At 64.8% G+C, this 21,426-nt stretch carries 18 protein-coding genes and 1 tRNA gene; 8 read left to right on the forward strand and 11 right to left on the reverse strand.

Annotated elements, in window-relative coordinates; all coding sequences use genetic code 11:
* Nucleotides 1–9 precede the first annotated feature (9 nt).
* The 3 genes from ACVMIH_RS08825 to ACVMIH_RS08835 all read left to right on the forward strand — a co-directional run bounded on the left by ACVMIH_RS08825 (nt 10) and on the right by ACVMIH_RS08835 (nt 2,682).
* Nucleotides 10–678 (forward strand): GntR family transcriptional regulator, encoded by a 669-nt coding sequence (locus ACVMIH_RS08825; protein ID WP_057016454.1) that lies wholly within the window; start codon nt 10–12, stop codon nt 676–678.
* A 1-nt stretch (nt 679) separates the two neighbouring features.
* The gene (locus tag ACVMIH_RS08830) at nt 680–1,891 is read left to right on the forward strand and encodes an MFS transporter (RefSeq protein WP_168855909.1); all 1,212 of its coding nucleotides are present in this window, start codon (nt 680–682) and stop codon (nt 1,889–1,891) included.
* A 131-nt stretch (nt 1,892–2,022) separates the two neighbouring features.
* A complete protein-coding gene (locus tag ACVMIH_RS08835; RefSeq protein WP_456861438.1) occupies nt 2,023–2,682 on the forward strand; it encodes a glutathione S-transferase family protein in 660 nt (219 codons plus the stop codon).
* A gap of 66 nt (nt 2,683–2,748) precedes the next feature.
* On the opposite strand, the gene lon is transcribed toward ACVMIH_RS08835, so the two are convergent.
* From lon to ACVMIH_RS08860, 5 genes are all read right to left on the reverse strand, one after another.
* Nucleotides 2,749–5,178: an endopeptidase La gene (lon, locus tag ACVMIH_RS08840; RefSeq protein ID WP_028333951.1), complete on the reverse strand. Its 2,430-nt coding sequence runs from the start codon at nt 5,176–5,178 to the stop codon at nt 2,749–2,751.
* 322 nt (nt 5,179–5,500) lie between these two features.
* Entirely contained in the window at nt 5,501–6,775 is a 1,275-nt protein-coding gene (gene clpX / locus ACVMIH_RS08845) for an ATP-dependent Clp protease ATP-binding subunit ClpX (RefSeq protein WP_456861440.1), read from the reverse strand.
* Between the two features lie 441 nt (nt 6,776–7,216).
* Nucleotides 7,217–7,852 (reverse strand): ATP-dependent Clp protease proteolytic subunit, encoded by a 636-nt coding sequence (locus tag ACVMIH_RS08850; protein ID WP_016847729.1) that lies wholly within the window; start codon nt 7,850–7,852, stop codon nt 7,217–7,219.
* A gap of 240 nt (nt 7,853–8,092) precedes the next feature.
* On the reverse strand, nt 8,093–9,451 hold the full coding sequence (gene tig, locus ACVMIH_RS08855) for a trigger factor (protein WP_057016451.1): 1,359 nt from the start codon (nt 9,449–9,451) through the stop codon (nt 8,093–8,095).
* A gap of 164 nt (nt 9,452–9,615) precedes the next feature.
* Nucleotides 9,616–9,700: transfer RNA gene (locus tag ACVMIH_RS08860), tRNA-Leu, on the reverse strand.
* Nucleotides 9,701–9,836: 136 nt separating this feature from the next.
* Between ACVMIH_RS08860 and ACVMIH_RS08865 the strand changes: the two genes are divergently transcribed.
* From ACVMIH_RS08865 to ACVMIH_RS08875, 3 genes are all read left to right on the forward strand, one after another.
* A complete protein-coding gene (locus ACVMIH_RS08865) occupies nt 9,837–11,186 on the forward strand; it encodes a multicopper oxidase family protein (RefSeq protein WP_456866407.1) in 1,350 nt (449 codons plus the stop codon).
* 18 nt (nt 11,187–11,204) lie between these two features.
* A complete protein-coding gene (locus ACVMIH_RS08870; protein WP_456861442.1) occupies nt 11,205–12,290 on the forward strand; it encodes an enolase C-terminal domain-like protein in 1,086 nt (361 codons plus the stop codon).
* A 77-nt stretch (nt 12,291–12,367) separates the two neighbouring features.
* Nucleotides 12,368–13,078 carry a hypothetical protein gene (locus tag ACVMIH_RS08875; protein WP_057016449.1) on the forward strand — a complete coding sequence of 237 codons (711 nt, stop codon included), beginning with the start codon at nt 12,368–12,370 and terminating at the stop codon, nt 13,076–13,078.
* A 33-nt stretch (nt 13,079–13,111) separates the two neighbouring features.
* Here the strand turns inward: ACVMIH_RS08875 and ACVMIH_RS08880 are convergent, their stop codons facing one another.
* Nucleotides 13,112–13,888 (reverse strand): tetratricopeptide repeat protein, encoded by a 777-nt coding sequence (locus ACVMIH_RS08880; protein WP_456861444.1) that lies wholly within the window; start codon nt 13,886–13,888, stop codon nt 13,112–13,114.
* Nucleotides 13,889–14,236: 348 nt separating this feature from the next.
* Between ACVMIH_RS08880 and ACVMIH_RS08885 the strand changes: the two genes are divergently transcribed.
* Nucleotides 14,237–14,578 (forward strand): hypothetical protein, encoded by a 342-nt coding sequence (locus ACVMIH_RS08885; protein ID WP_063790074.1) that lies wholly within the window; start codon nt 14,237–14,239, stop codon nt 14,576–14,578.
* A gap of 93 nt (nt 14,579–14,671) precedes the next feature.
* Here ACVMIH_RS08885 and ACVMIH_RS08890 read toward each other — a convergent pair whose 3' ends face one another.
* From ACVMIH_RS08890 to ACVMIH_RS08905, 4 genes are all read right to left on the reverse strand, one after another.
* Nucleotides 14,672–16,090, reverse strand: coding sequence for an MFS transporter (locus ACVMIH_RS08890; protein WP_456861446.1), 1,419 nt, complete (start codon nt 16,088–16,090; stop codon nt 14,672–14,674).
* A gap of 61 nt (nt 16,091–16,151) precedes the next feature.
* Nucleotides 16,152–17,522, reverse strand: coding sequence for an LLM class flavin-dependent oxidoreductase (locus tag ACVMIH_RS08895; protein ID WP_456861448.1), 1,371 nt, complete (start codon nt 17,520–17,522; stop codon nt 16,152–16,154).
* A gap of 39 nt (nt 17,523–17,561) precedes the next feature.
* A complete protein-coding gene (locus tag ACVMIH_RS08900) occupies nt 17,562–18,761 on the reverse strand; it encodes a CaiB/BaiF CoA transferase family protein (RefSeq protein WP_456861450.1) in 1,200 nt (399 codons plus the stop codon).
* Entirely contained in the window at nt 18,751–19,752 is a 1,002-nt protein-coding gene (locus ACVMIH_RS08905) for an HpcH/HpaI aldolase/citrate lyase family protein (protein ID WP_057016445.1), read from the reverse strand. Before ACVMIH_RS08905 ends, ACVMIH_RS08900 begins: the two co-directional genes overlap by 11 nt.
* A gap of 143 nt (nt 19,753–19,895) precedes the next feature.
* Here ACVMIH_RS08905 and ACVMIH_RS08910 point away from each other — a divergent pair, with 143 nt between their 5' ends.
* A complete protein-coding gene (locus ACVMIH_RS08910; RefSeq protein ID WP_253608438.1) occupies nt 19,896–20,795 on the forward strand; it encodes a LysR family transcriptional regulator in 900 nt (299 codons plus the stop codon).
* Here the strand turns inward: ACVMIH_RS08910 and ACVMIH_RS08915 are convergent.
* The gene (locus ACVMIH_RS08915; RefSeq protein ID WP_456861451.1) at nt 20,792–21,349 is read right to left on the reverse strand and encodes a flavin reductase family protein; all 558 of its coding nucleotides are present in this window, start codon (nt 21,347–21,349) and stop codon (nt 20,792–20,794) included. The genes ACVMIH_RS08910 and ACVMIH_RS08915 overlap by 4 nt on opposite strands.
* Nucleotides 21,350–21,426 lie beyond the last annotated feature (77 nt).

Genomic DNA, 21,426 nt, shown 5'->3' on the forward strand with positions numbered 1-21,426 from the left:
GACGGCGCCATGTCGCAGATGCTTCAGATCCATGACCAGCTCCGGGAGATGATCCTGTCGCTCGACCTGGGCCCCGGCGAGCGGCTGACCGAGCGCTGGCTGGAGAGCCGGTTCGAGGGATCGCGCACGCCGATCCGTGCCGCGCTGGTCCGGCTCGAAGGCGAAGAGCTGGTGCGCCGCGACGGCCGCAACTGGATTGTCGCACCGATCGACCTCGGTGAGCTGGAGGCGCTGGCCGAGTTCCGGATTCCGCTGGAGACGACGGCGGTGCGCCTCGCCTGCGCGCGGGCCAGCGCAGCCGATATCGCCGGCGTCGAGGAGATGCTGGATGCCTGCCAGTCCGGCGCGCCGCGCGAGGAATGGCATCGGGTCGGCACCGATTTCCATGTCGAGATCGCGCGGCTCTCCGGCAATCCCTTCATCGTCAAGGCGATCGCCGGCGCCATGACGAGGCTGTCGCGGGCACGCTGGCTGGAAGTGTGGACCGAGCCGTCGCGCGAGCAGGCCTGGCGCGAGCACCGGCGCATCCTCGGCTTCATCAAGGCCAACGATCCGGAGTCCGCCGCACGCGAAGCCGCCGACCACATCACCGATACCCGTGATCGCCTGCTGCGTTCGCTGAACGAGGATCGCCGCGCCCTGCGGGCGCGCGGCTTCGCCGTGATCGGGCTGCGCTGACATGAACATCGAAGTCGATCGCGAAGCCCTGCTCGACGCGGGCCCCTGGAAACGCAATTTGATCGTCTGCGTGTTCGGTTCCTTCACGACAATCGTGGGGATGACGCTGCTGCTGCCGTTCCTGCCGCTCTATGTCGAGCAGCTCGGCGTGACCGATCATGCCGCGATCGTGCAATGGTCGGGCGTCGCCTATGGCGCGACCTTCTTCAGCGCGGCGCTGACGGCGCCGCTGTGGGGACGGCTCGCCGATCGCTACGGCCGTAAGCTGATGCTGATCCGCGCCAGCCTCGGCATGGCGATCGCGATGTCGCTGATCGGCATGGCGCACAACGTCTATGAGCTGGTCGGCCTGCGGCTGCTGACTGGCCTGCTCGGCGGCTACGCGTCGGGTTCGACCGTGCTGGTCGCGGCGCAGACGCCGAAAGCGCGATCCGGCTGGGCGATCGGCGTGCTGTCGGCCGGCATCATGGCCGGCAGCCTGGTCGGTCCCTTGATCGGCGGCGTGCTGCCGGGGCTGATCGGCATCCGCGCGACCTTCTTCCTGATCGGCGGCGTCATCTTCTTCACCTTCCTCGGCACGACCTTTTTGATCCGCGAGGAAGCACGCCCGAAGACCGCGAAAGGCGGCAAGGCGCGTGGCGGCTGGTCGCTGGTCCCGGACAAGCGCCCTGTCGTCGCGATGTGGGGAACCGGTCTGCTGCTGATGGTCGCCAACATGTCGATCGAGCCGATCATCACGGTCTATGTCGCGCAACTGGTCGAAGCACCGCAGGTGACGTTCGTCGCCGGCCTCGTGATGTCGGCGGCGGCCTTCGGCAGCCTCTTGTCGTCCTCGCATCTCGGCAAGCTGGCCGATCGGGTCGGCCACTGGCGGATCATCACCATCTGCCTTGCTGTCTCCGCGCTGCTGTTGATCCCGCAGGCCTTCGTAGTCAGCGGCTGGCAGTTGATCCTGCTGCGCTTCCTGATGGGGCTCGCGCTCGGCGGCCTCCTGCCCTGCATCGCGAGCGTGATCCGGCACAACGTGCCTGATGCGGTCACCGGCAGCATGCTCGGCTATTCGATCTCGGCGCAATATGCCGGCCAGGTTATCGGCCCGCTCGGCGGCGGCTTCATCGGCGGCCATATCGGCATGCCCGCAGTGTTCCTCGGCACCAGCGTGCTGATGGCACTCGGCGCGATCGGCAATTTCGTCGTCGAGAGGAAAGACTAGTTCCGGCGCCGGCGTACCCACGTCGGCAACTCGATCGTTCCGTACCGCAACGACGAAAAAGCCCGTCGGGGTGTCGGAATGCGCGCCATTGGTTCGTTCTTTGCTGTGAAGCCAGCAAATGGAGATACCCAATGGCCGACCTGACGCTTACCACCTTCGATTGGGTTCCGGAGATGCCGAGGGGATTTGTGCGCGACCTCCGGGTGCGCTGGGCACTGGAAGAGGCGCGCTTGCCGTATCGCGTTGCGAGCGTGCCATTTCGCGATCGGAGCGCCGAGCACTTCGCGCACCAGCCGTTCGGCCAGGTGCCGTGGCTGACCGACGGCGACATCTCGATCTTCGAGAGCGGCGCGATCCTGCTGCATCTCGGCGAGCGCAGCGACGCGCTGCTGCCGACCGATCCGCACCAACGCAACGAGGCTTTGAAATGGCTGTTCGCAGCGCTCAACTCGGTCGAGATGGCGAGCCTGCCCTGGTCGCTCCTGGTATTCTCGGGCGAGAGCGGCGGCACGTCGGCATGGACACGCTTCGACGGCTTCCTGCAATCCCGGCTCAGGCACATGGAGCCGGTGCTCGCGGGCCGCAAATGGCTGGCCGGGCCATTCTCCCTCGCCGACGTTCTCATGGCGGATGTGCTGCGCCTGGTCGACCGCTTCGACGGACTGGCGGAATACCCCGCGTGTCGCGACTACGTCGCGCGCGCCACGGCCCGGCCGGCTTTCGCAAAAGCGCATGCCGATCAGATGGCGCACTTTGCCGCCGCGGACAGAGCCGCAGCCTTCCCGACCTGATCGCGAACAGCGAAAAACAAAAACGGCGCCCGAAGGCGCCGTTTTCTTATGTCGATCTGAGCTCGCTCAGTGCGCCGTCAGGCCGCCGGACGCTTCATCGGAAGCATCGGGCTTGACGTCGACCTTGCTGGTCTCCTCTTCCCAGACGATCGGCGCGGGCACGCGGACCAGCGCCTTGGCGACGACCTCATCCAGCCGCGAGACCGGAATGATGTCCATGCCGCCCTTGATCGCATCGGAAATCTCCGTGAGATCCTTGGCGTTGTCCTCCGGGATCAGCACCGTCTTGATGCCGCCGCGGGCGGCGGCCAGGAGCTTCTCCTTCAGACCGCCGATCGGCAGCACGCGACCACGCAGCGTGATCTCGCCGGTCATCGCGACATCGTGGCGGACCGGAATGCCGGTCATGACCGAGATGATCGCGGTGGCCATCGCAACGCCGGCAGACGGACCGTCCTTCGGCGTCGCGCCCTCCGGCACGTGAACGTGGATGTCGCGGCGGTCGAACATCGGCGGTTCGATGCCGTAGACGATCGCACGCGAGCGGACGTAGGACGCCGCCGCCGAGATCGACTCCTTCATCACATCGCGCAGATTGCCCGTGACGGTCATCTTGCCCTTGCCGGGCATCATGACGCCTTCAATGGTGAGCAACTCGCCGCCGACATCGGTCCAGGCCAGACCGGTGACGATACCGACCTGATCCTCGTCGTCGATCTCGCCGAAGCGATACTTCGGAACGCCGAGGAACTCTTCGATGTTCGCCTCGGTGACCTTCACCGACTTTTTCTTGGAGATCATCAGCTCCTTCACCGCCTTGCGGGCGAGTGTGGAGAGCTCACGCTCCAGGTTACGCACGCCCGCTTCGCGGGTGTAGCGGCGGATCATCAAGAGCAAGGCCGCGTCGTCGATCGACCATTCCTTGGAGTCCAGACCGTGCTTGGAGAGCGCGCTCGGGATCAGATGCTTGCGCGCGATCTCGACCTTCTCGTTCTCCGTGTAGCCGGCGATCCGGATGATCTCCATGCGGTCCATCAGCGGGCCCGGAATATTCAGCGTATTCGCGGTCGTGATGAACATCACGTTGGACAGGTCGTAGTCGACCTCCAGGTAGTGGTCGTTGAAGGTCGAGTTCTGCTCGGGGTCCAAGACCTCAAGCAGCGCCGACGACGGATCGCCGCGGAAATCGGCGCCCATCTTGTCGATCTCGTCCAGCAGGAACAGCGGGTTCGAGGTCTTCGCCTTGCGCATCGACTGGATGATCTTGCCGGGCATCGAGCCGATATACGTGCGGCGGTGACCGCGGATCTCGGCCTCGTCACGCACGCCGCCGAGCGACACGCGCACGAATTCGCGCCCCGTGGCCTTCGCGATCGACTTGCCGAGCGAGGTCTTGCCGACGCCGGGAGGCCCGACCAGGCACAGGATCGGTCCGGTCAGCTTGTTGGCGCGCGACTGCACCGCGAGATACTCGACGATACGGTCCTTGACCTTCTCGAGTCCGTAGTGATCGGAGTCCAGCACCGCCTGCGCGGCCTCGAGGTCCTTCTTGACCTTGGACTTCTTGCCCCACGGGATCGAAAGCAGCCAATCCAGATAGTTGCGCACGACGGTCGCTTCCGCGGACATCGGCGACATCTGGCGCAGCTTCTTCAGCTCGTGCTGGGCCTTCTCGCGCGCTTCCTTGGACAGCTTGGTCTTGGAGATCTTCTCCTCCAGATCGGCCAGCTCGTCGCGACCTTCGTCGTCGCCGAGCTCCTTCTGGATCGCCTTCATCTGCTCGTTCAGGTAATACTCGCGCTGGGTCTTCTCCATCTGGCGCTTGACGCGCGAGCGGATGCGCTTCTCGACCTGCAACACCGAGATCTCGCTCTCCATCAGGCCCAGCACCTTCTCCAGGCGCTGCGTGACGGACAAGGTCTCCAGGATCGCTTGCCGATCGGCAATCTTGACCGCGAGATGCGAGGCAACGGTATCGCCGAGCTTGGCGAAATCGGTGATCGCCTGAACCACGCCGACGACTTCGGCGGAGATCTTCTTGTTCAGCTTCACATAGCTTTCGAAGTCGGACACGACCGACCGCGCCAGCGCCTCGGCTTCGACCGAGTTGGCGTCAGTGTCGGCGAGCGCGACCGCGGTCGCCTCATAATATTCGCTGCGGTCGGAATACTTCTCGACGCGCGCGCGCTCGAGGCCCTCGACCAGCACCTTGACGGTGCCGTCGGGCAGTTTCAGGAGCTGCAGGACGCTGGCGAGCGTACCGGTCTCGTAAATTGAATCGGGTGCCGGATCGTCATCGGACGCGTTCTTCTGCGTCGCGAGCATGATCAGCGCGTCGTTCTTCATCACCTCTTCGAGCGCGCGGATCGATTTCTCGCGGCCGACGAAGAGCGGCACGATCATGTGCGGGAAGACGACGATGTCGCGGAGCGGCAGCACCGGATAGGAGTGGCTTTCGCCGTGGACGATCGTTGGCCGGGGTTTTGAGGTCGTCATGGCCTAATCCTTTTGTTGTGCCCCCTTGCACGCAGTCCGCCTGCTTGCGCAACCGCCACAAGGTGCCTTGGTGATGCGGAATGAGAATGCCGTCGGCAGCCGCTTATTCCGCATCGTGAAGCGACGAATCTCAACGGATGAGATCCCTCACCGATAGCATTAGGTGGCTATCAGGCGGGGGGGTGTCAAGTCTCAGAAGTGTCGGGAAATATAGGCTAAACAAGCATTTGCTGCTACGCCGTAAGGGCGCCGCTGCTGCGCCACGGCGGCCGCCGGAGCGTCCGGCAGCCGTGCATTTTTGGCGGGTCGAGACGAGCGCCGTTTAGGCGCTCACGCTGCTCTCGACGGCGCGGTCGGAACGATCCGCGTAGATGTAGAGTGGACGCGCCGTTCCCTCGACGACCTCGCGCGAGATCACGACTTCCTCGACGCCTTCCAGGCCCGGGAGATCGAACATGGTTTCGAGCAGGATGCTCTCCAGGATCGACCGCAGGCCGCGCGCGCCGGTCTTGCGCTCGATCGCCTTGCGGGCGACTGCGCCAAGCGCCTCGTCGGCGAAGGTCAGCTCGATGTTCTCCATCTCGAACAGCCGCTGGTACTGCTTCACCAGCGCGTTCTTCGGATCGGTCAGGATCTTCTTCAGCGAGGTCTCGTCGAGGTCCTCCAGCGTCGCAACGACGGGCAGACGGCCGACGAATTCCGGGATCAGGCCGTACTTCAGCAGATCTTCCGGCTCGACGTGACGGAAGATCTCGCCGGTGCGGCGGTCCTCCGGCGCGAGCACCTGCGCCGCGAAGCCGATCGAGGTCGAGCGGCCGCGCGCGGAGATGATCTTCTCGAGGCCCGAGAACGCACCGCCGCAGATGAACAGGATATTGGTGGTATCTACCTGCAGGAACTCCTGCTGCGGATGCTTGCGGCCGCCCTGCGGCGGGACCGAGGCCACAGTGCCTTCCATGATCTTCAGCAGCGCCTGCTGGACGCCCTCGCCCGACACATCGCGGGTGATCGAGGGGTTGTCCGATTTGCGGCTGATCTTGTCGATTTCGTCGATATAGACGATGCCGCGCTGCGCACGCTCGACGTTGTAGTCGGCGGCCTGCAGCAGCTTCAGGATGATGTTCTCGACGTCCTCGCCGACATAGCCGGCTTCAGTCAGCGTCGTCGCGTCAGCCATGGTAAAGGGCACGTCGAGGATGCGGGCCAGCGTCTGCGCGAGCAGCGTCTTGCCCGAACCGGTCGGACCGATCAGCAAAATGTTCGACTTCGCCAGTTCGACGTCGTTGTGCTTGGTCTGATGGTTGAGCCGCTTGTAGTGGTTGTGGACGGCGACCGACAGCACCTTCTTGGCATGGCTCTGGCCAATCACGTAGTCGTCCAGGACCTTGCAGATTTCCTTCGGCGTCGGGATGCCGTCGCGCGACTTCACCAGCGAGGACTTGTTCTCCTCGCGAATGATGTCCATGCACAGTTCGACACACTCGTCGCAAATGAAGACAGTCGGTCCGGCAATCAGCTTGCGAACTTCATGCTGGCTCTTGCCGCAGAACGAGCAATATAGCGTGTTCTTGGCGTCGCTCGTGCCGACCTTACTCATCCATTATCTCCGTCCGCCGTTCGATCTTGTTTGCCAGATCGACCCAATCCGGCACACAACCGGGCTGTTGGGTAGATAGAGCAAATTCCGTACCAAAAAAGACCCTTACGCAATACTGACGTGTGGATCACGGTTTATTCGAATCTCCGCGATCATAGCCGATGCATCACAGCCAACCATGCTGGCACCCGACTATCAAGAATTCGCTAATCGGATGGCCGGCTCAAGACCGTGACAATACCGTGATTTTCAACGATCGCACGTGGAATACGCGTCGAAATCCACGGAACGTTGCGGGATTACCACGTCGGTATATGAGCACGAAAGCGGAACTTTCCGCTGTGCGCATGCACCCGCCGGCGGGTCCAGCACCCTGCTTTTGCCGGTTATGTGAGGCGTCAATGTGGAGATCACACCGACGCCTCGAGATGCCTGCCCAGATCAGGCCGCCTTCGCGGCGGCCGGATCGTCCGGACGCTTGTCGATGACCTTGTCGACGAGGCCGAACGCCTTGGCGTCCTCGGCGGTGAGGAACTTGTCGCGCTCCAGCGCGTCCTCGATCGCCTTGTAGGTCTGACCGGTATGCTTCACGTAGATTTCGTTGAGGCGCTTCTTGAGATTCAGGATCTCCTGCGCGTGCAGCATGATGTCGGTGGCCTGACCCTGGAAGCCGCCGGAGGGTTGGTGCACCATGATGCGGGAATTCGGCAGCGTGAAGCGCATGTCCTTCTCGCCCGCAGCCAGCAGCAGCGAGCCCATCGAGGCCGCCTGCCCGGTGCACAGCGTCGATACCGGCGGACGGATGAACTGCATCGTGTCGTAGATCGCAAGACCCGACGTCACCACGCCACCCGGCGAGTTGATGTACATCGAGATTTCCTTCTTCGGATTCTCGGCCTCGAGGAACAGCAACTGCGCGACGATCAGCGTCGACATGCCGTCTTCCACCGGACCGGTGACGAAGATGATGCGCTCTTTCAGCAGGCGCGAGAAAATGTCGTAGGCGCGTTCGCCGCGATTGGTCTGCTCGACGACCATCGGCACGAGGTTCATGTAGGTTTCAACGGGATCGCGCATGAAAGAACCCAAGGGTTAGGGGTGATGCAGAACTTTGCTCAAGACTACTTGGCTCAAGACCACTGCCTCAAGGCTTAACCCAGATATGGGCCAATTTCCGGCCGACAAGGCCGTCAACTCGCCGCACTAGCCACCTGGGCAGGTCGCAGACCTTCAAGCTGATTCGCGTCTTCGCGCCTAGCGACGGGACCCGTCGCGAGGCGCGCTTTCGCGGTTCATCATTAACGCGAGGTGCCGAAATTAAGCGGCAGTTTTCTCGGCGTCTTCATCCTTGAACAGCTCCTCCTTGGTGACCTTCTTCTCGGTCACATTGGCGAGCTCCAGGACGAAGTCGACAACCTTGTCCTCGTAAATCGGGGCGCGGAGCTGGGCCAACGCCTGGGCGTTGCTGCGGTAGTAGTCCCAAACTTCCTTTTCGCGGCCGGGCATCTGGCGCGCGCGCTCGATCACGGCGCGCGACACCTCGTCGTCGGTCACGGTGATCTTGTTCTTCTCGCCGATCTCCGACAGCACGAGGCCGAGGCGGACGCGGCGGTCGGCGATCTTGTGGTACTCCTCCTTTGCCGCTTCCTCAGTGGTGTTCTCGTCGGCGAAGGTCTTGCCGGACGAGTCCATCTCCGCCTTGATCGAGTTCCACATCAGATTGAACTCTTCGGCGACAAGCGACGGCGGCGCCTCGAATTTGTGGCTGTCGTCGAGCCGGTCGAGCAGCGCGCGCTTGACCTTCTGGCGGGTGGCGCCGGCGAACTCGGCCGTCAGGCGCTCGCGGGCGGCCTCCTTCAGCTTGTCGAGCGACTCCAGGCCCAGCGTCTTGGCGAACTCGTCGTCGATCGTGGTCTCACCGGGCGCCTCGATCAGCGTCGCGGTGGTCTCGAACTCGGCCGGCTGGCCGGCGAGCTTCTCGTTCAGATAGTTCTTCGGGAACGAGACCTTCAGCGTGCGGGTCTCATTGGTGCCGATGCCGATCAGCTGCTCCTCGAAGCCCGGGATGAACTGGCCGGCGCCGATCACGACCTGGATGCCCTCGCCGGTGCCGCCGTCGAAGGCTTCACCGTTGATGGTGCCCTTGAAGCTGATGGTGACGCGGTCGCCCTTCTCCGCCACGCCCTCGGTCTTGGCATTGTACGGGCGGCTGCCTTCCGCGATCCGCTTGATGGCATCGTCGACATCGGCGTCGGAGACTTCGACGACTGGCTTCTCGACCGAGAACGACTTGAAATCGGCGAGCTGGATCGGCGGCACGACCTCGATCGCGACGGTGTAGGTCAGGTCGGTCTTGCCCGACAGCAATTCCTCGACCTGGTCCTTCTCGGTCGGCATCGTGATCTTCGGCTCGCCGGCGAGGCGGAAGCCGCGATCCTCGAAGATCTGCCGGTTGGTATCGCTGATGGTCTGGTCGATGGTCTCGGCCATCACCGAGCGGCCGTAGATCTTCTTCAGATGTGCCACCGGCACCTTGCCGGGACGGAAGCCGTTGAGACGGACCTTGTCCTTGAGGTCGACCAGCTTGGCGTCCGCCTTGGCATCGAGATCGGATGCCGGGACGCTGATCTTGAATTCGTGCTTCAATCCCTCGTTGAGGGTCTCGGTGACCTGCATGGTATCAATCTTCTTCCGCTTTTGCCGCGGCCCGAGCGGCCGTGGCAGTGTTCAATCTGTTCGACGATGGGCCTTGCGGCCTAACGTCTGTGGGTTCGGCGAACCCTCACCCCATCGGGACCAAAGGTTCTCCAAGAATTCGTCATGCAAACGCTGTAAGCGCTTGGTGCGGGCGGAGGGACTCGAACCCCCACAACTTTCGTCACTGGAACCTAAATCCAGCGCGTCTACCAGTTCCGCCACGCCCGCGCGAAAAGCATCCCAGTCCGGCCGCGATGCCGCGGGCGGCCGGGCTTATAACATGCGCCCACCGGTTCGCAGCAAAAAAATGGCCGCTGTTGAGCCCGCCCTGCGACCGATCGCGACTGGACAGGTACACTTGAAAATGGTCCGCATCGGCCGGATGGCAAGTCCTCCCGCAAGTCCCGAATTTTCACTCACCCGGCGCAACCTGATCGCCGCCCTCGGCGCCGCGGCGCTTTGCCCCGCTCTGCCGGCCACCGGCGCGGCGCAGGGCCGGACCGCGGTCGCGCTCCAGGCCAAACCTGACCGCATCTCGCTTCGTCCGGACGGACCGGGTCCTGGCGGACCGGAGATACCGGTCTGGTCGCTCGGCAGCGGCGACCTCCGCTTCAAGCGCGGCGAGGTCCTTGACGTCACCTTTGGCAATGACCTGCCGGTCGCGGCTGCGCTGGATTGCCGCGGGCTCGACGGCGTCGCAGCGGCGGAGCCACTGGCCTCCCGGGCGCTGCTTGCCGCCGGGGCAAAGGATAGCTTCCAGCTGCCGCTTCGGCATGCCGGCACCTTTCTGTGCGAGCCGCTGATCGGCGATGGCAGCACGGCGCCGGCACGGCCGCGGCCGCTGATCGTGACCGGCACCTCGCCGGTCGCGGTCGACCGCGACGAGGTCTTGCTGATCGAGGAGTGGCGCCTGCGACCGGACGGAAGCGCAATCCCGGCCGGCAATGATCCAAAAGATTCGACGCAAATTCATACGATTAACGGCAAAACCTCATACGACATCTCGGCACCGGCCAATGCCCGCCTCAGACTCCGCTTCATCAACGGCAGCCAACGCAGCGTGCTGGCGATCAAGCTGGAGAACCTCGATGTCCGTGTGATGGCCATCGACGGCCAGCCGGCCGAACCGTTTCCGGCCCGGAACGGTGCGCTGGTACTGGCTCCCGGCGGCCGCACCGATGTCTTCGTCGACGCGGCCGGACCGGCCGGAACCAGCTTCGCGATCCTGCTGCACGACGGCACGCAGGCCCGCCCGGTCGGCAAGCTGGCCGTCTCGAACGACCCGCCGCTCCGGCCGGCGCCGTTCCCGCCGGCTCCGCCGCTGCCCGGCAACGACATGCCCGCCCAGCTCGATCTCAAGAACGCCGCAAGGTTCGAGCTAACCCTCGGCACGCCGACCGAATGGTTCCGCACGGCGGACTTCAAGCCATCGGCCGCTCCGGCCTTTCAGGCCAAAGCCGGCCGGCCGGTGGTGCTGGCGCTGACCAACCGCGGCCCGATCGCCAGCGTCTTTCATCTGCACGGCCATCACTTCCGTTTGCTCGACCGGCTCGACGACGGCTGGAAGCCGTTCTGGCTCGACACGCTCGCGATCGAGCCGGGCCAGACCCAGCGCATCGCCTTCCTCGCCGAATATCCGGGCCGCTATCTGATCGAGCAGGTCGCGACCGACTGGGCCGCGCCGCGGCTCGTCCGATGGTACAGTGTCCAATAACAAGAAGAGGAAACGTCCATGAGCCAGACAGTTGCAGCGATCCGCGCAGTCAAGGCGCGAAGCGTCGTGGTGCCGCTCAAGCGCCCTGTGAAGAACGCCTTCGGCGTGATCGATTCCGGCCCGCTGGTTCTGATCGATGTCGAGACTGACCAAGGCGTTACCGGCCGCACCTACATCTTCGCCTACAGCAAGCTCACGCTTAAACCTCTTGCCTATCTGATCGAGGAGATCGGCCGCGAGCTCATCGGCAAGCCGGTCGCGCCGTTCGACCTGATCAAGGCAATGGACGCCAAGTTTCGGCTGCTCGGCTGGCAGGGCCTGGTCGGCATGGCGGTATCCGGACTCGACATGGCCTATTGGGATGTGCTCGGCCAGCTCGCCGGCCGGCCGCTGGTCGAACTGCTTGGCGGCTCGGCGAAGCCGATCAAGGCCTATGACAGCTACGGCGTGGTCGATCCCGTTGCCGATGAGCGCGCGCTGCGCTGCTCGCTCGACCAGGGTTTTCGCGGTATAAAAATCAAAGGCGGCGACGGTGATGCCGCCAATGACGAGCGCGTCGTGAAGGGCGTGCGCGCCCTGCTCGGCCCCGACATCGCGTTGATGATCGACTTCAACCAGTCGCTCGATCCGGCGGAGGCGACCCGCCGCATCGGCCGCCTTGCGCCCTACGATTTGCACTGGATCGAGGAGCCGGTGCCGCAGGAGAGCCTGTCCGGCCACGCAAAAGTCCGCGAGACCTCGCCGACGCCGATCCAGGCCGGCGAGAACTGGTGGTTTCCGCGCGGCTTTGCCGAAGCGATCGCGGCCGGCGCATCCGACTTCATCATGCCCGACGTGATGAAGGTCGGCGGCGTCACCGGCTGGATGCAAGTCGCGGGACAAGCCGACGCCGCCTCGATCCCGATGTCGAGCCATCTGTTCGCGGAAGTCAGCGCGCATCTGCTCGCGGTGACGCCGACCGCGCACTGGCTCGAGTTCCTCGACTTCGCCGGCGCGATCCTCACAAGGCCCGCCGAAATCGTCGACGGCGCCGTGACCGCTCGCGGTCCCGGGCTCGGCATCGGGTGGAACGAGTCGGCCGTCGCAAAGTATCTCGTCGGCTAGCGGCGATCCTGGCCGGTGAGGGCACGCTTCACCTTTGCGACGCATTCATGTAGGTCGATCCGAAATCGGAGCGCCCAATGTCGACCAATAGCAAGCTGACGCTCAAATTCCGTTGCCCGACGGAGCTTGACGGACTGATACCGGCCCCCATACCGGCGGCGCAGGGCGTTCCCGACTGGCTCAGGGCGATGCCGGCAACGGCCTTCTCCTCGATCAACCTGCACGACGAGGACACCATAAAGCGCTGCCCGCCGTTCGTGGATGCGATGACCTGCGGGTTCTTGCTGCCGCTGGTTTGCGATCTCAAGGTCGAGGACGGCGAAATCACCTGGGACCAGGACCTGCCGCCGGGAGGCACGCCGGAATTCCCACGCTCACCAATCGGCTTCCACGACCCGGGTCAGGTCACCGGCACTCCGCTGTTTGAAGAGGGCCGCTTCTTTCTCAAATTCCACAATTTGTGGACCGTCGAAGCCCCGGAAGGCTACGCGATCTACTTCACCCATCCCGTCAACCGCTTCGATCTGCCATTCACCACACTCAGCGGCCTGGTCAATTCCGACCTCTATGCCGACAATTGGGTGCACTTTCCGGCGTACTGGCACGACAGGAATTTCAGAGGCGTCCTCCCCAAGGGGACTCCGATCGCGCAATGTATTCCCGTCAAGCGAGACGACTGGACCGCGCAGGCATCGCCGTTCACCGCGGAAGACGCCAAGCGGGTCGGCGAACTCCGCACCGAGCTCAGACGGCAGCCGAACCTCTACCGGAGAAACTTCAGGGCGTAAGGCATGGCGGAATGCCGTCCGCCGCGCGCAATCTCAGTCCCCGCCGAGGAACTTCGCAGCGGCGCTCTGGGAGAAGAAGAAGCGGCCATGAGATCCCGAGGCCATGACGAATGCCGCGCGTCCAAACAGCTGGGGCTGACCGCGCATCACCGAGCGCAGCGCTGCCTCGGCGGCATCGCGCTCCCCCTGCTCGAAAAGGCAGGTGGCGAGGTGGGCGCGGGTTGAGCGATCATCCGGGTATTGCGCGAGCACGCGGCGGAACGCATCCGCGGCGGCGGCGTAGTCGCCACGGAGGATCAGGACCCGCCCGAGCTGGTTGAGAATGTCGGGGCGTCCCGGCGCAGCATCACGTGCCGCCGTCAGGACGCTTGCAGCCCGCGCGACGTCATTGGTCTCCTGCAACAGGCGCCCGAGAGCGAGCTTCAGGTCGACGCTCTCAGGGGTCAGCGCGAGACCGGCCTCGATCGTGCTGATCGCTTCGTCGTGTTGACCGGCCTTGGCAAGCTGCCCGGCGAGTTCCTGAAAGGACGGAAAATATGGCGGGCGGCGTGCCGCCGTGCGCCGAAGCTGTGCGATGCCGTCGGCGACGCGGCCCGCGCCGCACAGCAGCGCGCCGAGCAAAGTCTCGACCTCTCCATCGTCGGTGCGACGCGCAACCCGCTCGAGCGTTGCGATCGCCTCGCCGCCCCGGTTCTGCCCCATCAGGGCATGCGCCAGAAGAAGCGCGGCGTGTCTGTCCGTGCGGTTTGATTTCAGGAGGTTCGTCGCAATCTGCTCGGCCTGAGCAAACTGCTGCGCCCGCAACGCCAAGGCGCCTTGTTGCACCGCCTGAGCGAGGAAATTGTTCTGCCTGCCACTCACGAGAGGTTTCTGGAGGATCCGAGAGAATGTTGAGGGCCCTAGCCCCGCCATCGCGGGGCGTCCAGCAACAGTCTCGTTAAAACGCGACATGAGGTCAACAGCAGCGCCCCGCCCACCTTCTGGCCACCCAACGGCCTGATGTCGTCGAGCCCATGGCGATCACATCAATTCGCATCGAAATCGCGAAACGGAACCCGTCAATTCGGGACAAGCGTCGGATAAATCCTGTAGTGTCGGAGTTGATCGGCGTGCCGCCGAGCGAATCTGGCACCATGTGGCTCAGATCGGAGAACAGGGATGGCACAGTGTATCGTCGTCGTTCAATTCGACCTTCCGAAACGAACTGAAGAACAGGCCATCAGGGGTGGCATGGGCACCGCCCCCATTTACCGAAAGCTCGCAACAAAGGGGCTGATCCGCAAAGACTATCTCAATGGAGAGGCCGGTACCGGCGGCGTCTATCTCTGGGAGAGCCGAGAGGCGGCCGAGGCATGGTTCACCGAGGCCAAGATCGTCGAGCTCACCGGACGGTTCGGAGTCCGGCCGCGGCTGACCTGGTACGACACACACGTCACCGTCGACAATCTCAAGGGCGAGACGCGGGTGAGCCAAACCGCGCTGATTTCCGCAGCGGAATGAAATCGACCTGAGGTCAGCGTCGAGCGCCCGCATCTGAGCACAGTGCGGGCGCTGTAACGCGGCCGTTTTCGACCGGGGCCTTTGGCCCGACGCCTACTCCCCGCCTCCGGCAATCCCGCCGGGGCTCGGTTGCAGCTTGCCGCGCACCTCCGCGGATGACGCTTCGCCGTCCATCGCCTCCGGCCGCAACGCCTCCAGCGGACGCTTGCGGGTCTCGATGCCGAGCACCGCAACCGCGATCGCCTGGACCACCAGGAGCCCGGCCGCCACAGAGACGACGCCGGTGACGCCGAACCTGGTGAACAGCTCGACCACGATGAACGGCGTCACGATCGACATCAGGCGACCGGCGGTGTTGCAGATGCCGGATCCGCGCATCCTGACCTCGGTCGGGAACAGTTCGGGGATGTAAAGCCCCCAGGCCAGCGCCAGCATCACCGCCACCGTGAACACGAGCAGGAAGCCGATCACGACGAAGGCGACCGGGTTGATGAACATCGGATAGATCAGCCCGAGCCCGGCCGCGGCGAGCGACAGCACGATCAGCGACGGCTTGCGGTCGATCTTCTCGCCGATCCACATGCCCGACAGCGTGCCGAGCGGGCTGCCGAGCGTCATCAGCATGGTGTAGCCGAGCGATGACGACAGGTTGATGCCCTGCTTGACGAAGAAGGTCGGGATCCAGGCGATGAAGCCGTAGACCGCGGTGTTGAGCCCGATCAGGATCAGGCAGCCGACGATGGTCCGCGCGATCAGTGCGCGCGAGAACAGGCGCGTAAAGCGAACGTCCGGCTGTACCGGCGCCGGCTGATAGGCCGGGGTCGGCAGGGTCCTGCCCTTGCCGACCTCCTGCTCGATCGCCGCCAGCACCGCCTCCGCCTCGGCGCTCTTGCCCTGCGTCTCGAGCCAACGTGGAGATTCCGGCAGCGAGCGCCGCAGGAACCAGACGATCATCGCGCCAATGCCGCACAGCGCAAACATCCAGCGCCAGCCGAGGTGCGGAATGACGACCCAGCCGACCAGCGTCGCGACGAACAGCGCACCATTGGTGCAGGTCGCGAGCGCCGCGCCCCAGCGGCCGCGCTGCTGCGGCGGGATGAATTCGCTGAGCACGACATAGCCGACGACGATCTCGGCGCCGAGCCCGAGGCCCATCACGAAGCGGGCCCCGATCAGCCAGCTCATCGACGGCGCGAGCGTTGCCGCCAGCGCGCTGAGGCCGAAGATCAGGAGGTTGGCCTGATAGGCGAACTTGCGGCCGAAGCGGTCGCCGGCGACGCCCGCCAGCCAGGCACCGATCAGCATCCCTACAAAGGTCGCCGAGATGAAGCGCGCATTCTGCGCGAGGTCCGAATAGCCGGACTGAACCAGTGCGCCGAGAATGCTGCCGGCGAGGAAGATCTCGAAGCCGTCGACGAACAGCCCGGCTCCGATCAGCGCGAAGATCCGGTAGTGAAACCTTGAGATCGGCAATCTGTCGAGCCGGCCCCCCGCGTTAACGCCCTTGGTCACTTCAGCCTCCCTGATTTTGATTTTGTTTTGATCGTTGTCCGCGCCGATTTTTGTGCCCGCGCTATCTGGTCGAGACGCGCGCCTCCTCGTCTGCGCTCGCATGCATGGCTTGCGGCCGCGGCAGGCCGAGGTTCTCGCGCAACGTGTCGCCCTGATACTCGCGCTGGAACAGGCCGCGCCGTTGCAGCTCGGGCACGACGAGGCGCACGAAGTCCTGGTAGGTTCCGGGCACATGGGTGGCGGCGACGACAAAGCCGTCGCAGCCGCCTTCGCAGAACCAGCGCTCCATCTGATCGGCGACCGCCTTGGGCGAGCCGACGAAGGTCGGTAGTTCAGCGAGCGTCCCGCGCCCGCTGAACTGCACGAAGTCCCGCGGTGTCGGATTGGGCTTGCCGCTGAGATTCATCACGCGGTCGCGGATTGCTTGCAGCCCGCTGATCGAGGCCAGCTCATCCGACGTGAACGGCTCGTCCATCGGCTTGGCCGCGAAATCGTAGTTCAACACCTCCGACAACAGCGTCAGCGCATCGATCGGCTTGGCGAGCCGGCTGATCGCCGCGAACTTGTCCTCGGCCTCGGCCTGGGTCTCGGCGACAACAGGATAGACCGCCGGCGCGATGTTGATGTCCCTGCCCGTCTTGGCCAGCGTTCCCTTGAGGTCCGCATACTGCTTCTTCGCAATGTCGAGATTGGGATAGATCACGAAGATCAATTCGCCCCAGCGCGCCGCAAAGGTCTTGCCGCGGCCGCTCTGGCCGGCCTGAATGATCACCGGATGGCCCTGCGGCGAGCGCGGCACCGTGAACGGGCCGCGCGAGCGGAAGAACTGCCCGTGATGGTCGAGCCGGTGCACCTTGGCCGGGTCGGCGAACAGCCCGCTCTCGCGGTCGAAGCTGACCGCGCCGTCCTCCCAGCTGTTCCAGTGGCCGAGCACGACCTCCATGAACTCGTCCGCGCGGTCGTAGCGCAAATCGTGGCTGAGATGCTGCGAGGCGCCGAAATTCGCCGCCTCGGAGTCGTTCAGCGAGGTCACCACGTTCCAGGCGGCGCGGCCGTTCAGCAGCAGGTCCATCGTCGCGAACACCCGCGCGACGTGGAACGGCTCGTAATAGGTGGTCGAATAGGTCACGCCGATGCCAAGCCGCTCGGTCGCCAATCCCATCGTGAGCGCAACCGAGACCGGATCGAGCTTCGCCGCGCGCACGCCGTGGCGGATGGTCTCACGGAAATCGTCGCCGAAGCGATCGGGGATCGCGAGCCGGTCGTCGAAGAAGGCGAGATGAAACTTGCCGTGCTCCAGCGTGCGCCCGATCTCCTGATAATAGTCGCGCGAGAACCAGTTCGGCTTCGAGTCCGGATGGCGCCAGGAGGCGGGATAGTTCGAGCAATTCTGGGCCTGCAGGAAGCCGATCAATTTCATCTGCCTGGTCATGGCGTGGTTCCTTCGTGGCCGCGGGAGAATTGGGGCATGTCAGATCACCCCGTCGCTGCGCAGCGCGGCGAGCGCCGCCGCGGTTGCGCCGGCAAGTGAGGTCAGGACTTCGTCGGTGTGCGCGCCGAGCGCGACGCCGGCATGCTTGAACTGCGGCGGCGTGCGCGACATTTTTGGGATCGCGCTCGGCACCGCGATCGGCCCGGCGCGCGAGGGCACCTCAGCGATGTTGCCGCGGGCGCGGTATTGCGGGTCGGCGAAGATGTCACTGATGCTGTAGATCGGCCCGCAGGGCACGTCGTAGCGCTCGCATTCGGCAAGCGCCGTCTCCAGCGGCATGGAGCCGATCCAGTCGGCGACCATCCCGTTGACCTCCTCGCGCCGCGCCAGGCGGCCGGCCATGGCCGCATAGCGCGGGTCGGTCGCGAGATCCGGCCGCCGCATCGCCTGCGCCAGGCGCTCGAACATCTTGTCGCTCGAACAGGCCAGCGCCACCCATTTGCCGTCGGCGGTCTGGTAATGGCTGTGCGGCACGACATTGACGGTGTCGGCACCGAGGCGTTCGCGGACGAAACCGGTCTTGGCGAACACAGTCGCCATCTCGTCGAGCAGCCGAAACACCGATTCATAGAGCCCGATATCGACCACCTGCCCGTGTCCGGTGGCTTCGGCATGGCGCAGCGCCAGCAGCACGCCGAAGGCGCCCCATAGCCCGGAAATGTAATCGGCGAGCGAGGTCGATCCCGGCATCACCGGCGCCCGTCCCGCCTCGCCGGCAAGATAAGCGAGCCCGCTGAAGCCGTGCGCGATCCGGGCAAAGCCCGGCTTGTCACGCAAGGGGCCGTCCTGCCCATAGGCGCTGATGCGCAGCATCACGAGTTTTGGGTTGATCTCGCGTAGCGCCTCGAAGCCGAGCCCCCATTTCTCCAGCGTGCCAGGCCGGAAGTTCTCCAGCACCACGTCGGATTGGCGGACCAGCTCGCGAAACAGCGCGGCGCCACGCTCGCTGCGCAGATCGAGCGTCACCGACTTCTTGTTGCGGGCCTCGCTGAGCCAGACATAGGTGTCGCCGCATTCGCTCGGCGTGCCGAACCGGCGCAAGGGATCCCCTGTGCCTGGCTGCTCGATCTTGATCACCTCGGCGCCGAAATCGGACAGCACCGTCCCGCAGAACGGCGCCGCCACGAAGGTCGCGATGTCGAGCACGCGAATTCCGGACAGCGGTGGCTCATGCGACATCGCGCGCTCCTTGCCTGCCCGCCGCCTGAATTGCGTCATGGCGGTCGATGATCGCCTGCGCGCGCTTGAGCACCGCAAGATCGATCAACACGCCGTCCTGCCCGAAGGCACCGTCGCCGCCGGCGCTGGCGGACTGGATCTTGGCCGTGATCTCGCGCGCCCAGCCGATCTCGCGTGCGGTCGGCGAGAACACCTCGTTGGCGGTTTCGAGCTGCGAGGGATGGATCGCCCATTTGCCCTCGAAGCCGAGCGCGGCCGCCCGCGCCGCACTGGCGCGAAAGCCTGCGGCATCGCCGAAATTGGCATAGGGGCCGTCGATGGCACGCAGGCCGTGGGCGCGGCAGGCATTGGCGATGCGGGCGAGCGCGAAGTGCCACTGGTCGTTCCAGTGCATCCGGCGCGCGCCGCCCTCGTCCGCATCGGTGAGCACGGCATAGCGCGGATCGGAGGCGCCGATGATCTCGCCGCAGGTACGCAGGTCGATCGAGTAATCGCCGATGCCGAAGATGACCGCTTCCAGCCGTTCCGACGCCTGCACGATGTCCTCGACATTGGCGAGTCCAAGCGTGGTCTCGATCAGGATCTCGATGCCCAGCGGCCTTGCGCGCGGGAACTCGCGCTCGAGCCCCGCCAGCAGCGCGTCGACGAAACGGACGTCGAACGCGGTGCCGACCTTCGGCACCATGACGAGGTCGAGGCGCGGCGCGCGGCTGACGATCTCGATGATGTCGCGATGCGCCCATTCGGTATCGAGGCCATTGATGCGCACCGCCAGCGTCTTGTTGCCCCAGTCGATCCGGTTCAGCGCCTCGATCGCGATCTCGCGCGCCTCGGGCTTTCGCGGCGGCGCAACCGCGTCCTCCAGATCCAGGAAGATGAAATCGGCCGCGCTACTCGCTGCGCGTTCGAAGAAATGGGTCGAGGTCGCGGGAACCGCGAGTTCGGAACGCTGGACGCGGCGCGTGCGCGGCTTGGTGACGGTGAAGGACATTGGAGCATCTTTTCTGCATCGCGCCGCAGGATCGTCTCCCGCGGCCAACAACAATCATGCTAGATGTCCGACACTGATCTTTCTAACGAGATTATCTTAAGAACTGTTCAGTTCTCCGGGACAATCGTCTGCAGGGCAAAACGATGTCGCAGATCAATTTCAAGCTGCTGCACATGTTCATCGCGGTCGCGGAGAACAAGAGCTTTCGCCAGGCCTCCGAGCAGCTCAACCGCTCGCAATCCGCGGTCAGCATGCAGATCAAGCTGCTGGAGGATCAGGTCGGCGCCGCGCTGTTTCATCGCACGACGCGACGCGTCGAGCTGACCGCGGAGGGACTGCAACTGCTGACGCATGCGCGGCGCGCGCTCGGCGAATGGGAGAACGGCCTGCGCGAGATCCGTGAGGTCATCGACATCCAGCGCGGCACGCTGTCGCTGGCCTGCGTCCCGACCATTGCCGCGACCATCCTGCCGCAGGCGCTGCACGCGTTCCAGGCGAGCTATCCCGGCATCAACATCAATCTGCGCGAGCTTGCGGCCGAGGACATGCTGGACTGCCTGCGCCGGCGCGAGGCGGATTTCGGCATCGGGCCGGAGATGGACGGCTCGACCGAGTTTCAGTTCGCGCCGCTGTTCAACGACCCGATCTATGCGCTGGCGACAAGAGCGTTTCCGTTTCGCAAGCGCAGCGCGGTCGACCTCACCGAACTGTCCGCCTATCCGATCCTGCTGAACTCAAAATCGGCGGCGCTGCGCTCGATGCTGGAGCGTGCGCTCGCCACGCGCAATCTGCAAATGAAGATCAAGTTCGAGGTCGAACACAGCTATACGCTGGCCGCGTTGGCCGGCGCCGGCCTCGGCGTCGGCATCCTGCCGAAGGTCGCCTTGCCGCGGCCGGTCAGGAAGACGATGCAGGCGCTGCCGATTGTCAATCCTGTGCTGGAGCGCACGGTCTGCATCGTCTCGCTGCGCGGACAATCGTTCTCGCCGGCCGCCGGCGCGCTGACATCAGTGATTCACAAATTCCTCAAGCCGCGCCCTTAGGTCCGCCGGGCCAACCCGCAGAACGCGCCACCAAAATAGATCAGCGGCGTCTCCCCCTCACGCAGATGCATCGCGCGGACCGCGCCGACGAAGATCGAATGCGTGTCGTGCGCATGCTCGTCGATCAGCTCGCACTCGAGCCCGATCAGCGCATCCTTAAGGATCGGCGCGCCCGTGGCCAGCGACAGCCAGCCGTCGGCGTCGGAAAAGCGATCGTCCCGCTCGATGCCGCGGCGGCCGGCGAACACATTGGCCAGCTCGGCCTGGTCGGCGTGCAGCATGTTGACGCCGAACGCGGCGGTGCGCCGGATCAGGCCATGCGCGCTCGCCGAGAGGTTGACGCAGGCGATCAGCCGCGGCGGCGTGTCCGACAGCGAACAGACCGACGTCGCCGTCATCCCCGTTCTGTCGCCCGGGCCGCCCGCCGACAGGATCGTCACCGCACCGGCGTGGTGGCGCATCGCCGCGCGATAGGACGCGGGGTCGACGCTCCCGTGAGCCGGAGCGGCGGCGATCCGTGAGGCGGTCGAAAGCAGGCTGGTCGGTGCATTCATCTGGCTGTTCCGGGCGAGAGGCGACGGTTTTGAATCGTATAGGCCAGCCGGATCGATCGCAGAAACGCAAATATCTA

This window comes from Bradyrhizobium sp. USDA 4503 (assembly GCF_054055815.1).